Origin of the sequence: Bacteroides propionicigenes (assembly GCF_018390535.1) — a bacterium.
GTDB lineage: Bacteria > Bacteroidota > Bacteroidia > Bacteroidales > Bacteroidaceae > Bacteroides > Bacteroides propionicigenes.
Genome location: NZ_JAHBBW010000002.1, coordinates 318,240 through 332,814, shown reverse-complemented (window position 1 = coordinate 332,814; position 14,575 = coordinate 318,240). Strand labels below are relative to the sequence as shown.

Here is a 14,575-nt window from a genome sequence, read left to right as displayed (position 1 = left end):
AACCCCAATTACATATTCTAAAATTGGTAAGTGGCACAGCCCCGGCATTGAAAGAATGAATTTGAGAAAGCTTAAAAACTGATATTCCGTAGACGTTCCGGTACCCGATAAAAAGAGAAAGTATAAGAAGATTACTGCGTTAGCTTAAAATTAATTATCTTTGCACCTCAAAACGAGATAAAAAAGAATAATATAACTGATTGATAATAATAAAAATACTATAGCACTATGGCATTAAAAGCTGGTATCGTAGGACTTCCCAACGTAGGGAAATCCACTCTTTTCAATTGCTTGAGCAGCGCAAAAGCACAGGCTGCAAACTTTCCGTTCTGTACTATCGACGCCCAAATGGGGCAAGTATCCGTACCCGACGAGCGACTGACGAAACTCGCCGAAATCGTTCATCCGGGACGTATCGTACCCGCCGTATGCGATATTGTCGATATTGCCGGACTGGTGAAAGGCGCCAGCAAAGGTGAGGGATTGGGTAATCAGTTTCTGGGCAACATCCGCGAGTGCGACGCCATTATCCACGTACTGCGTTGCTTCGACAATGGTAATATCGTACACGTGGACGGCAGTGTAGACCCTGTGCGCGACAAGGAAATCATCGACACCGAACTTCAGCTGAAAGACCTCGATACCGTGGAAAACCGTATCAAGCGCGTGGAAAAGATAGCCAAAGTAGGCGGAGACAAAATGGCAAAGGTGGAGTACGAACTCCTGCTGCGCTATAAAGATGCACTGGAGCAAGGACAGAGCGCCCGCACCGTAATTCCTCAGAACGACGATGAAGAACAGTGTGCCAAACAGATGTTCCTGCTCACAACGAAACCGGTGCTTTACGTCTGCAACGTAGATGATACCAGCGCCGCCGACGGTAATCAATACGTAGAACAAGTACGCGAAGCCATCAAAGGCGAAGATGCCGAACTCATCATCATCTCCGCACAGACCGAAGCCGACATTGCCGAACTGGAGACTTACGAAGAAAAACAAATGTTCCTCGAAGATCTCGGTTTGAAAGAAAGCGGCTGCAACAGACTTATTAAAGCCATCTACAGCCTGCTGAACCTCGAAACGTTCATCACTGCCGGCGAAATGGAAGTAAAGGCATGGACCTATCGCAAAGGTTGGAAAGCTCCGCAATGCGCCGGCGTTATCCACACTGATTTTGAGAAAGGTTTTATCCGCGCAGAAGTCATCAAGTACGAAGACTACATCAAATATGGCAGCGAAGCCGCCGTGCGCGAAGCCGGAAAACTGGGTGTGGAAGGTAAAGAATATGTGGTGCAGGACGGAGATATCATGCACTTCCGCTTCAACGTATAAAGACACGGATCACACCAATACACTATACAAATGGCAAATAACAATCTGAGATATCTCATTGCCGGCACAGGCGGCGTAGGCGGAAGTATTGCAGGTTTCCTTGCACTGGCAGGAAAAGACGTTACGTGCATTGCACGCGGCGAGCACCTTGCCGCCATGCGTGAGCACGGTTTGCGGTTGCATTCCGACTTAAAGGGTGAACACGCATTGAAGATACCCGCTTATACGGCAGAAGAATATACTTCCTTAGCGGAGAAGTCAGCCCGGTACAAAGCAGACGTTATCTTCGTATGCGTCAAAGGCTATTCCGTAGACTCCATTACAGAACTAATCAAACGTGCCGCACATAAAAATACGGTAGTAATCCCCATTCTGAACGTCTATGGCACAGGACCTCGCATACAGCGGTTGGTTTCCGGCGTTACGGTACTGGACGGCTGCATCTACATCGTAGGTTTCGTTTCCGGCAAAGGCGAAATCACGCAGATGGGAAAGATATTCCGTTTGGTTTACGGAGCGCACAAAGACACCATTGTTTCCCGTGAAACATTAGAAGCCATACAACAGGATTTGCAGGAAAGCGGCATCAAGGCAGAAATATCTCCCGACATCAACCGCGACACCTTCGTAAAATGGTCTTTCATTTCGGCCATGGCTGTAACCGGCGCCTACTACGACGTGCCTATGGGCGAAGTACAAAAGCCCGGCAAAGTACGTGACACCTTTATCGGACTCTCACAAGAAAGCGCCGCATTGGGACGGAAACTGGGCATCGAGTTCAAGGAAGACATCGTAGAGTACAATCTCAAGGTAATAGACAAACTTGCGCCCGAAAGTACCGCTTCCATGCAAAAAGACATGGCGCGCGGACATCAAAGCGAAGTGCAGGGATTGCTGTTCGACATGATTGCGGCAGCCCAAGAACAAGGAGTTGACATCCCTACATACAAGATGGTAGCCGAAAAATTCAGCTGACTTTATACCTTTACTCGATTATTTTATGCTACTTTTGTCATTCAGAGCGAATGTGGGTGTGTCAAAATACACTTGAACATTTCTTTTAGGCACGGATTTCACGGAAAAAGAATAAAGAAAATCTGTGAAATCCGTGTAATCCGTGCCTAAAAAGAAACAAGCAGTAAGCGAGTTTTTGTTTTGACACATTCCCATTCCAACATTTACTTACTAATTTTAATTACTTATGAATATGCCGACTCTCCTCTCCATCAACTGGAATCCTAATCCCGAACTGTTCAACCTTTTCGGTATCTCCATCCGATACTATGGATTATTATGGATTATCGGACTGGCCTTTGCCTATTTCATCGTACGCCAGCAATATCGCGACCGCAAGATAAGCGATGAAAAATTCGACCCGCTGTTCTTCTATTGCTTCTTCGGCATCCTGATAGGGGCGAGATTAGGGCATTGCCTGTTCTATCAGCCGGATTATTACCTGAACCATTTTTGGGAAATGATACTCCCTGTAAAATTCCTGCCGGACGGAGGTTGGAAATTTACAGGCTATGAAGGACTTGCCAGTCACGGAGGTACGTTAGGATTGATTATCGCCCTTTGGATGTACTGCCGTAAGACAAAGATGCACTATATGGACGTGCTGGACATGATAGCCGTTGCTACGCCCATCACTGCCTGCTGCATCCGCCTTGCCAACTTGATGAATTCCGAGATTGTCGGCAAACCCGCCGATGTACCCTGGGCATTCGTCTTCGAACGGGTGGATATGCTGCCCCGCCATCCGGCACAGCTATACGAAGCAATTGCTTACTTCATTTTCTTCTTAGGAATGGTTTATCTTTATAAACGCGGACAGAAAAAGCAGGAAAGCAAGCTGGAAACAGACTTCAGCACCACAAAAGCAAAGTCCACCGCAGTGCAAGCCGGAGCTTCCCTACCCTATCACCGCGGATTTTTCTTCGGTCTTTGCCTGACGGAAATATTTATCTTCCGCTTCTTCATTGAGTTCCTGAAAGAAGAACAAGTGGATTTTGAAAAGACAATGGCGCTGAACATGGGCCAATGGCTCAGCGTTCCGTTCATAATCATCGGAATTTACTTCATGTTCTTCTACGGCAAAAAAGCGGCAGTAAGATAATTACTTTCCTTTTACTATCCGTTTAATGTCATTCAGCTTGTTCAGCGCTTCGAGCGGTGTCAGGTTGTTCACGTCCAGATTCAGTATTTCGTCACGTATCTGGCATAATATCGGGTCGTCAAGCTGGAAGAAACTGAGCTGCATACCGCCGCGTGTTTCTCCCACTTCGACCATCGGTTTGCCCGATATGCCTTGCTGGCGGTTATCCGTCTCAAGTTGCTTCAATATATCATCGGCGCGTTTCACAATACTTTTAGGCATACCGGCCATCTTGGCTACGTGAATACCGAAGGAGTGCTCACTGCCGCCGCGCTCCAATTTGCGCAGAAAAATAACCTTGTTATCAACCTCCTTTACCGACACATTATAATTCTTGATACGCTTGAAGGACTTTTCCATCTCATTCAGTTCGTGATAGTGCGTGGCAAAGAGTGTACGCGCCTTGGCACGCGGATGCTCGTGGATATACTCCACAATAGCCCATGCAATGGAAATGCCGTCATAAGTAGAAGTACCGCGTCCCAATTCATCAAAGAGCACCAGACTGCGGGAAGAAAGGTTGTTCAATATATCAGCCGCTTCGTTCATCTCTACCATAAACGTAGATTCGCCTACGGAAATGTTGTCGCTGGCTCCCACACGGGTAAATATCTTGTCCACCAAACCGATATGCGCGCTTTCTGCCGGAACAAAGCTGCCGATTTGCGCCATAAGCGTAATCAAAGCAGTCTGACGAAGCAATGCAGACTTACCCGCCATGTTGGGACCGGTGATAATGATTATCTGCTGCGTGCTGCTGTCCAGCATTACATCGTTGGCAATGTACTTCTCTCCTATCGGAAGCTGCTTCTCAATAACCGGATGCCGTCCCTGATGTATTTCCAACACTTCATCGTCGGAAATTACGGGACGGATATAATTATTTTCGCGGGCTGCGGTGGCAAAGGAAAGCAAGCAGTCCAGACGGGCTATCTGGTTTGCGTCAATCTGAATGGCGGGAATAAACTCGCTCAGAGACTGCACCAGCTCTGTGTAAAGCTGTGTTTCCAACACCAGTATCTTGTCCTCGGCACCGAGTATCTTCTCTTCATACTCCTTCAATTCCTGCGTAATGTAACGCTCGGCATTCACCAGCGTCTGTTTGCGAATCCACTCTTGCGGCACTTTATCTTTGTGCACGTTACGTACTTCGATGTAATAACCGAAAACATTGTTATACCCTATCTTCAAACTGGGAATGCCCGTCAGTTCACTTTCCCGCTGCTGCACCTGCAAAAGATAGTCCTTGCCGGAATAAGCTATCCGGCGCAATTCGTCCAACTCGGCATTCACACCGGGCTTTATCACACCGCCTTTATTAATGAGCAACGGGGGATCATTATTGATTTCCTTGTCGATACGGTCACGGATGGACCGGCAGATATTCAGTTGTTCGCCAATGTGGTTCAAGCTGGCATTATCAGCATCCATACAGGCTTCCTTAATCGGTTCGATTGCCTGCAAAGCTACCTTCAAAGCAACCACCTCACGAGGAGAAACGCGCCCTACGGCCACTTTGGAGATAATACGTTCCAAGTCGCCTATCAAATGCAACTGTTCTTCAATCAGTTCTTTGAAGTCGGGCTTACGGAAGAAATACTCTACCACGTTCAGTCGCTCATTAATGGGCTGCACATCTTTCAGAGGGAACACCATCCAGCGCTTCAACAGACGGGCTCCCATCGGACTGATTGTTTTATCTATCACGTTCAATAAGCTGCTGCCGCCGTCGTTCATACTGCCCATCAGCTCCAGACTGCGCACCGTAAACTTATCCAGACGGACATACTTGTCTTCTTCTATGCGTGCCAAAGAGGTGATATGTCCTATCTGCGTATGCTGTGTCATAATGAGGTACTGCAAGATAGCCCCCGAAGCAATAATCCCGTTTTTGAGATGTTCTACGCCGAATCCCTTCAAATTCTTCACTTCAAAATGTTTCAGCAACTTCTCGCGTGCGGTAGTTTCCGTAAACACCCAGTCTTCCAGTTCGAAGGTAAAAAACTTGCTGCCGAAGTTACCCTCAAACATTCCCCGGCGGCCACGCTCAAAAAGCACTTCTTTCGGGGCAAAGTTATTCAACAGCTTGTCCACATAGTCGAAAGGACCTTCAGCTGTCAGGAACTCACCCGTAGAAATATCCAAGAATGCTACCCCGCAAGCCCCCTTGCCGAAATGAACGGCAGCAAGAAAGTTGTTTTCCCGGTAGTTCAGCACATTGTCGTTAATGGATACGCCCGGCGTTACCAATTCAGTGATGCCGCGTTTCACCAGTTTCTTGGTGAGCTTCGGATCTTCCAACTGGTCGCAAATGGCTACACGCTTGCCCGCGCGTATCAGCTTGGGCAGATATGTATCGAGCGCATGATGAGGAAAACCAGCCATTTCAATCGTTTTCCCTTTTCCATTGGCACGTTTTGTCAGAGTAATGCCCAGTATTTCAGCGGCTACAATAGCATCGGTGGAGTAAGTTTCATAGAAGTCTCCGCAACGAAACAGCATGACGGCATCGGGGTGTTTTGCCTTTAAATCAAGAAACTGTTTCATCATCGGGGTAAGGACAATATCTTCGTTCACAGCGGTATTTCTTTAGAGTTTACTAATAAATAGGGCAAAGATAATCCTTTTTTAGAAAATACACACGGAGGGGGTCTAAATCCTTAGCAAGCCTTAACAAAGTGAGTATTTTTGCTAATTCATGTTATAAAACACACTTTTTTATTTGCTTTATTTGGAGATTTCCCAAAAGTCCGTACCTTTGCAATGTGTTTTTCATAGTATTAGATTTAAGGTTAACAAAGGTTGGAGTACAGCGGTACTCCTTTTTTTATGCCCATACGCCTTATTTCATGCTTGCCAACATCAAAGTGGCGTCATTATTGTTCAATTCGTAGACACAAGTTTCAACATCATTATTGTAAGCATGGTCTTTGGAATTCCAACGGGCATAGTTCAAAGCAACTTCATTCTCGGTATATTCAATATTCAGTTTGAAGTAAGGAACCCATGCTTCTTGTACATTGTCCCATTTGGAAGCTTCCTTGCTGATTACACGGTTTTCATTGTCGTAACTGTAGGTATAACGCAGGTGACGGAATAAATAACCACCTTCATTACGGAAGATTGTCTTGGCTGTCAACAGCTCGCCGCTCATTTCTTCGTTTTTCACATAATCCGTAGGATTCATTGCGCTTGCAGAGAAGTTAAGTACACTTGCCATTACTACTGCTACCATTACCACTGCTTTAAGAATTACATTTGTCTTCATAATCGTTATGTTTTTATTGTTATTATTAGTTTGAATTATTGAGGATTCTTTTCTTGAACGCCTTCGACTATATATAGTCAATTGCTGTGCCAAACTAATAAACATCTGAAAATCAACGATTAATAAAAACAAAGATATGTTCGTTTCCGAACAACTGTCCGCACAAAAGCGAACAATCAGCTTTCTACCTTCACTACACTTTCCTCCCCGCCCAATACACTCCCGATAATATCAGCAATGCGCCTACAAGTCCCATCACAGTGAGTTGTTCACCCAAAAGAACGGCAGAACCTATCAACGTGAAAAGCGGATTGAGATAGATATAATTGGAAGCCTGCAACGTACCGAGCCGCTTCAATACCACGTTCCACACCACGAAGCAGACGAGCGAAGCCAATATACCGAGAAAGATAAGATTCGTCCACACAGCCGGATGAAGGAAGCCCTGAAGCGGAAACTGCCAAGGACGGAAAAAGAATGCGGGAAGTATAGTCAGCAAACCGTAAAAGAATACCTTACGGGTAATAAAGGTGGTACGGTAACGCCCGAAAAGCTTCTTCATTATCAAACTGTAGAACGCCCAAGAAAAAGCGGCAAGCAACGTAAGGAAATCGCCCAACGGAGAAATCTTCAGCACAAAATGACCGTTATAAACCACTAATGCCACTCCCGCCAAAGCAAGCAACGAACCGCCTATCAACCCCACAGTTGCCTTCTCCTTCTTATAAATCAGCAAAGACAGAATGGTGGTGAGCAACGGAGCCGTACAGACAATGAACGATACATTGGTGGCCAACGTGATTTCCAATGCCGTATTCTCCGTCAGAAAGTAGAACGAACCGCCCGTAACGCCACCCAACAACAGCCAAAGTTCATCCCGCCAATTATCGGCAAACAGCTTGCGCGGAGAAATGAACCAGATGCCCAGATAGGCCATCAGAAAACGAAGCACAAATATTTCCTGCGGAGAGAGCCCGTACCCTATCAATACTTTCGTAGAGATGAACGTCAACCCCCAAATCCCCACCGTAAGAATGGCTATAAGATGATAAGCATAATTTTTCGTTGTAAACATACACCTGTTTATAAATTGTGCACAAAGATAACGCTTTCCTCTTTCTACACAATGAGACGAGCTTTTATAATATCCGAAGGATGATTTACTAAAACCCTCACAGAGATTTACTAAAACGAGAGGGAAGATTTACTAAATCTCCGCCCGAATTTTAGTAAATCTCCGGAAACGCTTTTAGAAGGGCATTTGAAGAGAGTCTGCCTTTTTATCAGAAAAATAAACAAAAAGGGACGCAATCTTCACAGATTACATCCCCTGAAATATCCTAAAAAATCTTTCTTATAAAATCCTATTGAATTAATTTAGCCATTATTTGTATTACAAACAAAAAATTAGTTTTAAAAGCACATCACAAATATAAGCAATAAAAAGCGTATCATCAAGTATTTCATACTGTTTTTTTACACCACTTCGCTACAAATCTGAAAATAAAGACTTAACTTTGCACCGTTTAATTAACAGGATATAAACCGAATTAAGCAAACTATCAACAAGTTTTAGTAAGTATATCAACAAGTTTTCAACAATATAATTAAAACCATTATGGAATACAATTTCAGAGAGATTGAAAAGAAATGGCAGAAACGATGGGTAGAGAACAAAACCTACCAAGTGACGGAAGACGAAACAAAGCAAAAATATTATGTACTGAATATGTTCCCCTACCCCAGCGGCGCAGGTCTGCACGTGGGACATCCGTTGGGATACATCGCTTCGGACATTTATGCCCGTTACAAACGTCTGCAAGGTTTCAATGTCCTGAATCCCATGGGATATGACGCTTACGGCTTGCCTGCAGAACAATATGCCATACAAACGGGACAACATCCGGCTATCACTACCGTCAACAACATCAACCGCTATCGCGAGCAATTGGACAAGATAGGCTTCTCTTTCGACTGGAACCGCGAAATCCGCACCTGCGACCCTGAATACTATCATTGGACACAATGGGCTTTCCAAAAGATGTTCAACAGCTATTATTGCAATGACAAAAAACAGGCGCGTCCCATTGAAGAGCTGATAGAAGCATTCGCCAAATATGGCAACGAAGGGCTGAACGCCGCATACAGCGAAGAACTGCACTTCACTGCCGATGAGTGGAACGCCATGAGCGAAAAAGAACAACAGGAAGTCCTGATGAACTACCGTATCGCCTATCTGGGTGAAACGATGGTGAACTGGTGTCCGCAACTCGGCACCGTACTTGCCAACGATGAAGTGGTGGACGGAGTATCCGAACGCGGCGGTTTCCCCGTAGTTCAGAAGAAAATGCGCCAGTGGTGTCTCCGCGTATCTGCCTATGCACAACGCTTGCTGGACGGACTGGATACGATTGACTGGACCGAATCTCTGAAAGAAACACAGAAGAACTGGATAGGCCGCAGCGAAGGCGCCGAAATCCAATTCAAGGTGAAAGACAGTGATTTGGAATTTACCATTTTCACCACCCGTGCCGATACCATGTTCGGTGTTACCTTTATGGTGCTGGCTCCCGAAAGCGAATTGGTAGCCCAACTCACCACCCCGGAACAAAAAGCCGACGTGGATGCCTATCTGGAACGTACCAAGAAACGCACCGAACGCGAACGCATTGCCGACCGCAGCGTAACGGGCGTGTTCTCCGGAAGCTATGCCGTCAATCCTTTTACGGGCGAAGCGGTACCCGTGTGGATTAGCGACTATGTACTGGCAGGATACGGAACAGGCGCCATCATGGCGGTACCTGCACATGACAGCCGCGACTATGCTTTTGCCAAACACTTCAACCTGCCCATCATTCCGTTGGTGGAAGGTTGCGATGTGAGCGAAGAGAGTTTCGATGCTAAGGAAGGCATTGTATGCAATTCTCCGAAAACCGGTGTAACGCCTTACTGCGAACTGAACCTGAACGGGCTGACTATCAAGGAAGCCATTGCAGCTACTAAAAAATACGTAAAAGAACATAACTTGGGACGCGTAAAAGTAAACTTCCGCTTGCGCGATGCCATCTTCTCACGCCAGCGTTACTGGGGCGAACCGTTCCCCGTTTACTACAAGGACGGCATGCCTTATATGATTGATGAAAGCTGTCTGCCGCTGGAGCTGCCGGAAGTAGCCAAATTCTTGCCTACCGAAACCGGTGAACCGCCGTTGGGACACGCCACTAAATGGGCTTGGGACACTGTTAACAAATGCGTTACTGACAACGATAAGATAGACAATATCACAATTTTCCCATTAGAACTCAATACGATGCCGGGATTTGCAGGTTCAAGCGCTTATTACTTGCGCTATATGAATCCTCGTAACCATACTGCACTGGTAGACAAGAAAGTGGATGAATACTGGCGTAACGTCGACCTCTATGTGGGTGGTACGGAACACGCTACCGGCCACTTGATTTACTCCCGTTTCTGGAACAAATTCCTGCACGACCTCGGTGTTTCCGCTGTCGAAGAGCCGTTCCAAAAATTAGTGAACCAAGGCATGATTCAGGGAAGAAGCAACTTTGTATATCGCATCAAAGATACCAATACATTCGTATCGCTGAACCTGAAAGACCAATACGACACTACCCCACTCCATGTAGATGTCAACATCGTATCCAACGACGTTCTCGATACGGAAGCCTTCAAGGCATGGCGTCCCGAATACGAAACGGCAGAGTTTATCCTTGAAGACGGAAAATACATCTGCGGATGGGCTGTTGAGAAGATGAGCAAATCCATGTTCAATGTCGTCAATCCCGATATGATTGTAGAGAAATACGGTGCGGACACGCTTCGTATGTACGAAATGTTCCTCGGCCCCGTAGAACAGTCCAAACCTTGGGATACGAACGGCATCGACGGTGTGCATCGTTTCATCAAGAAATTCTGGTCTTTGTTCTACGACCGCAACGACAATTATCTGGTGACTGATGAACCCGCCAACAAAGAAGAACTGAAATCTTTGCACAAACTCATCAAGAAGGTTACGGGAGACATCGAACAGTTCTCTTACAATACAAGCATCAGCGCCTTTATGATTTGCGTAAACGAATTGTTCGCAATGAAATGCAGCAAGAAAGAGATATTGAACCAACTCACTGTCACGCTGGCTCCTTTCGCTCCGCACGTATGCGAGGAATTGTGGGAAACATTAGGCAATACAGGTTCGGTATGCGACGCTCAATGGCCCGCATACAATGAAGAATATCTGGTGGAAAATACGGTGAACTACACCATTTCATTCAACGGAAAGGCACGTTTCAATATGGAGTTCCCTGCCGATGCCGCATCGGACGCTATTCAGGAAACAGTATTAGCAGACGAACGTTCCATTAAATGGATAGACGGAAAGAACATCATCAAGGTAATCGTAGTGCCCAAGAAGATTGTAAACATTGTTATCAAATAACAAATATGCAAATTACAAAACTAACCAAAACGGAAGTGATGAGAGAGTTGAAAGACTATATCTTCATCACTTTCGGATTAATCTCTTACGCGATGGGATGGGCCGCGTTCCTTATCCCCTATCAGATTACAACCGGCGGTACTACAGGTATCGGAGCCATCATCTATTATGCCACGGGATTTCCCATCCAGTGGTCATATTTCATCATCAATGCGGTTTTAATGACGTTTGCCATTAAAATCCTCGGACCGAAATTCAGTATCAAGACCACATTCGCCATCTTCGGACTGACGTTCTTTCTGTGGTTCTTCCAAATACTGGTGAACGGACCGGACGGAGTGCCTCCGCAAATCCTCGGACCCGGACAGGACTTCATGGCTTGCCTGATAGGCGCTGCCATGTGCGGTGTGGGTTTGGGCGTAGTGTTCAATTGCAACGGAAGCACAGGCGGTACGGATATTATTGCAGCCATTATCCACAAATATCACGATGTCACTTTAGGCCGTATGATTATGATTTGCGACGTAGTCATCATCAGCTCCTGTTACTTCATATTCAACGACTGGAGACGGGTTATTTTTGGTTTTGTAACGCTGTTTGTCATCGGTATCGTATTGGATTACATCGTGAACGGTGCACGCCAATCGGTGCAATTCTTCATCTTTTCCAAAGATTATGAGAAGATTGCCGACCGCATCACCAAAGAGACTCATCGGGGTGTGACAGTGCTCGACGGTATAGGCTGGTACAGCAAACGTAATGTGAAAGTATTGGTTGTATTGGCTTATAAGCGTCAGTCTGTCGAGATATTCCGCTTGGTCAAGGACATTGATCCGAATGCTTTTATCTCTCAAAGTTCCGTTATCGGGGTGTATGGAGAAGGTTTCGATAAATTAAAAGGAAAATGAAAAAGAAATTTGTATTTGCAACCAACAATGCTCATAAGCTGGAAGAAGTAACTGCCATTTTAGGAAATAAAGTAGAACTTCTCAGCATGAAAGACATTCACTGTCATGCAGATATTCCTGAAACTGCAGATACACTTGAAGGAAATGCCTTGCTGAAGGCAAGATATATCTTTGAAAACTATCAGTTGGATTGTTTTGCCGATGATACCGGTCTGGAAGTGGAAGCCCTGAACGGTGCTCCGGGAGTATATTCCGCACGTTATGCCGGCGACGCGCACAATTCGGAAGCCAATATGAAGAAGTTATTGCAGGATATGGAAGGCATGGAGAACCGTAAAGCGCAATTCCGTACCGTTTTTGCCCTTATCGTCAATGGAAAGGAACATCTGTTCGAAGGTATCGTAAAAGGCGAAATAACGAAGCACAGGCACGGCACTTCCGGCTTTGGATACGACCCTGTTTTTATTCCCGAAGGATATACGCAAACGTATGCCGAAATGGGTAATGAGTTGAAGAATAAAATCAGCCACCGGGCACTGGCTACGAATAAGCTTTGCAATTTCCTTTCAAAGTAGATACTATCTGTCATTCAAAATGAAGCAGATACTATCTGTCATTCAGAGCGAAGCGAAGAATCTCTTCTCTATATTACACATTGAAATGTAAAGGAGAGTAGATTCTTCGCTTCGCTCTGAATGACAGATACTCTTGATATAAATTAATTCTCAATATTTACTTATTAAAAAAATACTTTATTTTCAATTATCCATTCCACTGTAAATAACTACCTAAATCCTCTAATCGGGGATTTTTTTCTCTTATCAAATTATCTTTTTTACTTCTACTCCACCCTTTAAGAGATTTCTCTCTGGCAATAGCATATTCAATATTTTGAAATTCCTCATAATAGAGTAAAATATGACAACTGTATTTTTTAGTAAATCCTTCTATCTTACCTGATTTATGTTCATTATATCGACGATACAGATTATTAGTCACACCTATATAAAGTACTGTTCTATTAGAGTTAGACATAATATAAATACAGTATTTTTCCATATTTTACAGAATTAATCTTCCTGTCATTCAGAGCGAAGCGAAGAATCTACTCCCTTTTACATTTCAATGTGTAATATAGAGAGTAGATTCTTCGTCGCAAGCTCCTCTGAATGACAGACTATACCTTAGCGTAAAAATCAAAAAATGTTTTGAGCGAAGCTAATGATAGGGCTTTTACATTTTAATAACCCCCTATAACTCCTAAATCTACAACCCCAGTTTTGCAGAAATTTCCAACATCTTCTTGATTGGTTTTACTGCCTTTTCTGCAATTTCGGCATCTACCTTAATTTCGGGAGACTCGTCTTTCAGGCAGTTATAGAGTTTTTCCAACGTGTTTAGCCGCATGAAGTTACATTCATTGCAGGCGCAAGTGCTATCATTGGGTGGAGCCGGAATAAATTTAGTCTGCGGACACTTCTTTTGCATCTCGTGCAGAATGCCGGACTCCGTAGCAACGATATATTCCTTTTCGGGATGGGCAACCGCATACTTCAATAAAGCTGCCGTAGAGCCTACTACATCCGCCAGCTTCAGAACCGTACTCTTGCATTCGGGATGTGCCAGTACCACTGCACCGGGATGTTGGCGCTTTAATTCAACAATCTTTTCAACCGAGAATTGTTCGTGTACATGGCACGCGCCGTCCCATAATAACATATTTCTGCCGGTAACGGAGTTAATATAATTTCCTAAGTTTCTGTCCGGACCGAATATTATTTTCTCATCTTTGGGAAAGCTTTCAACGATTTGCTTGGCGTTGGTGGATGTTACCACTACGTCCGTAACGGCCTTTACGGCAGCTGTCGTGTTCACATAGGATATAACCGTATATCCGGGATGCTCTTTGACAAACTGTGCAAACTCGTCTGCCGGACAACTGTCGGCAAGCGAACAACCTGCCGCCATATCGGGTACCAATACCTTTTTGTCGGGACAAAGTACCTTTGCCGTTTCACCCATGAAGTGAACACCGCACATCACAATAATGTCGGCTTCCGTTTTTGCCGCCCATTGCGCCAAAGCCAGACTGTCGCCAACGTAGTCGGCTATGTCTTGTATCTCACCCTTCTGGTAGTAGTGACCCAGAATGATTGCATTCTTCTCTTTCTTCAGCTGTTTAATAGCTTCTATCAGATTATTCATAATAATAATTTTTATTTCTCTTCTTTCTTTAAAAATCTTTTGATAGTAATGATAGGCTGTTAATAGTGTGGACAAATTAATATGGTTTTTCTTGCCCATGAAGTTATTAGTATCGGATAAAACTTTATTCTTAGGTTATTAACGTAAGAAATTCAGGTTATATCTCTTGATAATAAGCTCCCTACTCTCTCATTACTTCACTTCATTAACATCTTGTTGATAAACCGCAAAGTTAATAACTTTAGGGAGAT

General features: G+C 44.7%; 11 protein-coding genes. 6 read left to right on the top strand and 5 right to left on the bottom strand.

Going from position 1 to position 14,575, the window contains the following annotated elements:
- Positions 1 to 228: 228 nt before the first annotated feature.
- The 3 genes from ychF (at position 229) to lgt (ending at position 3,448) form a co-directional block, all read left to right on the top strand.
- Positions 229 to 1,332: a redox-regulated ATPase YchF gene (gene ychF / locus KG118_RS04155; RefSeq protein ID WP_009121956.1), complete on the top strand. Its 1,104-nt coding sequence runs from the start codon at positions 229 to 231 to the stop codon at positions 1,330 to 1,332.
- Positions 1,333 to 1,362: 30 nt separating this feature from the next.
- A complete protein-coding gene (locus tag KG118_RS04150) occupies positions 1,363 to 2,307 on the top strand; it encodes a ketopantoate reductase family protein (protein WP_117710505.1) in 945 nt (314 codons plus the stop codon).
- Between the two features lie 232 nt (positions 2,308 to 2,539).
- The gene (gene lgt, locus KG118_RS04145) at positions 2,540 to 3,448 is read left to right on the top strand and encodes a prolipoprotein diacylglyceryl transferase (RefSeq protein WP_117710598.1); all 909 of its coding nucleotides are present in this window, start codon (positions 2,540 to 2,542) and stop codon (positions 3,446 to 3,448) included.
- Here lgt and mutS read toward each other — a convergent pair whose 3' ends face one another.
- From mutS to KG118_RS04130, 3 genes are all read right to left on the bottom strand, one after another.
- Positions 3,449 to 6,064 carry a DNA mismatch repair protein MutS gene (gene mutS / locus KG118_RS04140; protein WP_117710504.1) on the bottom strand — a complete coding sequence of 872 codons (2,616 nt, stop codon included), beginning with the start codon at positions 6,062 to 6,064 and terminating at the stop codon, positions 3,449 to 3,451.
- A 265-nt stretch (positions 6,065 to 6,329) separates the two neighbouring features.
- Entirely contained in the window at positions 6,330 to 6,755 is a 426-nt protein-coding gene (locus KG118_RS04135) for a DUF3836 domain-containing protein (protein ID WP_117710503.1), read from the bottom strand.
- Between the two features lie 193 nt (positions 6,756 to 6,948).
- Positions 6,949 to 7,830: a DMT family transporter gene (locus KG118_RS04130; protein ID WP_117710502.1), complete on the bottom strand. Its 882-nt coding sequence runs from the start codon at positions 7,828 to 7,830 to the stop codon at positions 6,949 to 6,951.
- A gap of 543 nt (positions 7,831 to 8,373) precedes the next feature.
- Between KG118_RS04130 and leuS the strand changes: the two genes are divergently transcribed.
- From leuS to KG118_RS04115, 3 genes are read left to right on the top strand one after another with little or no spacing between them, the layout of a single operon-like run.
- A complete protein-coding gene (gene leuS / locus KG118_RS04125; RefSeq protein ID WP_117710501.1) occupies positions 8,374 to 11,211 on the top strand; it encodes a leucine--tRNA ligase in 2,838 nt (945 codons plus the stop codon).
- A 5-nt stretch (positions 11,212 to 11,216) separates the two neighbouring features.
- A complete protein-coding gene (locus KG118_RS04120) occupies positions 11,217 to 12,119 on the top strand; it encodes a YitT family protein (protein WP_199598720.1) in 903 nt (300 codons plus the stop codon).
- Positions 12,116 to 12,694 carry a non-canonical purine NTP diphosphatase gene (locus KG118_RS04115; protein WP_117710500.1) on the top strand — a complete coding sequence of 193 codons (579 nt, stop codon included), beginning with the start codon at positions 12,116 to 12,118 and terminating at the stop codon, positions 12,692 to 12,694. The genes KG118_RS04120 and KG118_RS04115 overlap by 4 nt, the downstream gene beginning before the upstream one ends.
- A gap of 187 nt (positions 12,695 to 12,881) precedes the next feature.
- Here the strand turns inward: KG118_RS04115 and KG118_RS04110 are convergent, their stop codons facing one another.
- Together KG118_RS04110 and nadA are read right to left on the bottom strand one after the other, a co-directional pair.
- Entirely contained in the window at positions 12,882 to 13,178 is a 297-nt protein-coding gene (locus KG118_RS04110) for a GIY-YIG nuclease family protein (RefSeq protein ID WP_117710499.1), read from the bottom strand.
- Between the two features lie 207 nt (positions 13,179 to 13,385).
- Positions 13,386 to 14,423 (bottom strand): quinolinate synthase NadA, encoded by a 1,038-nt coding sequence (nadA, locus tag KG118_RS04105; RefSeq protein ID WP_117710498.1) that lies wholly within the window; start codon positions 14,421 to 14,423, stop codon positions 13,386 to 13,388.
- Between the last annotated feature and the right edge of the window lie 152 nt (positions 14,424 to 14,575).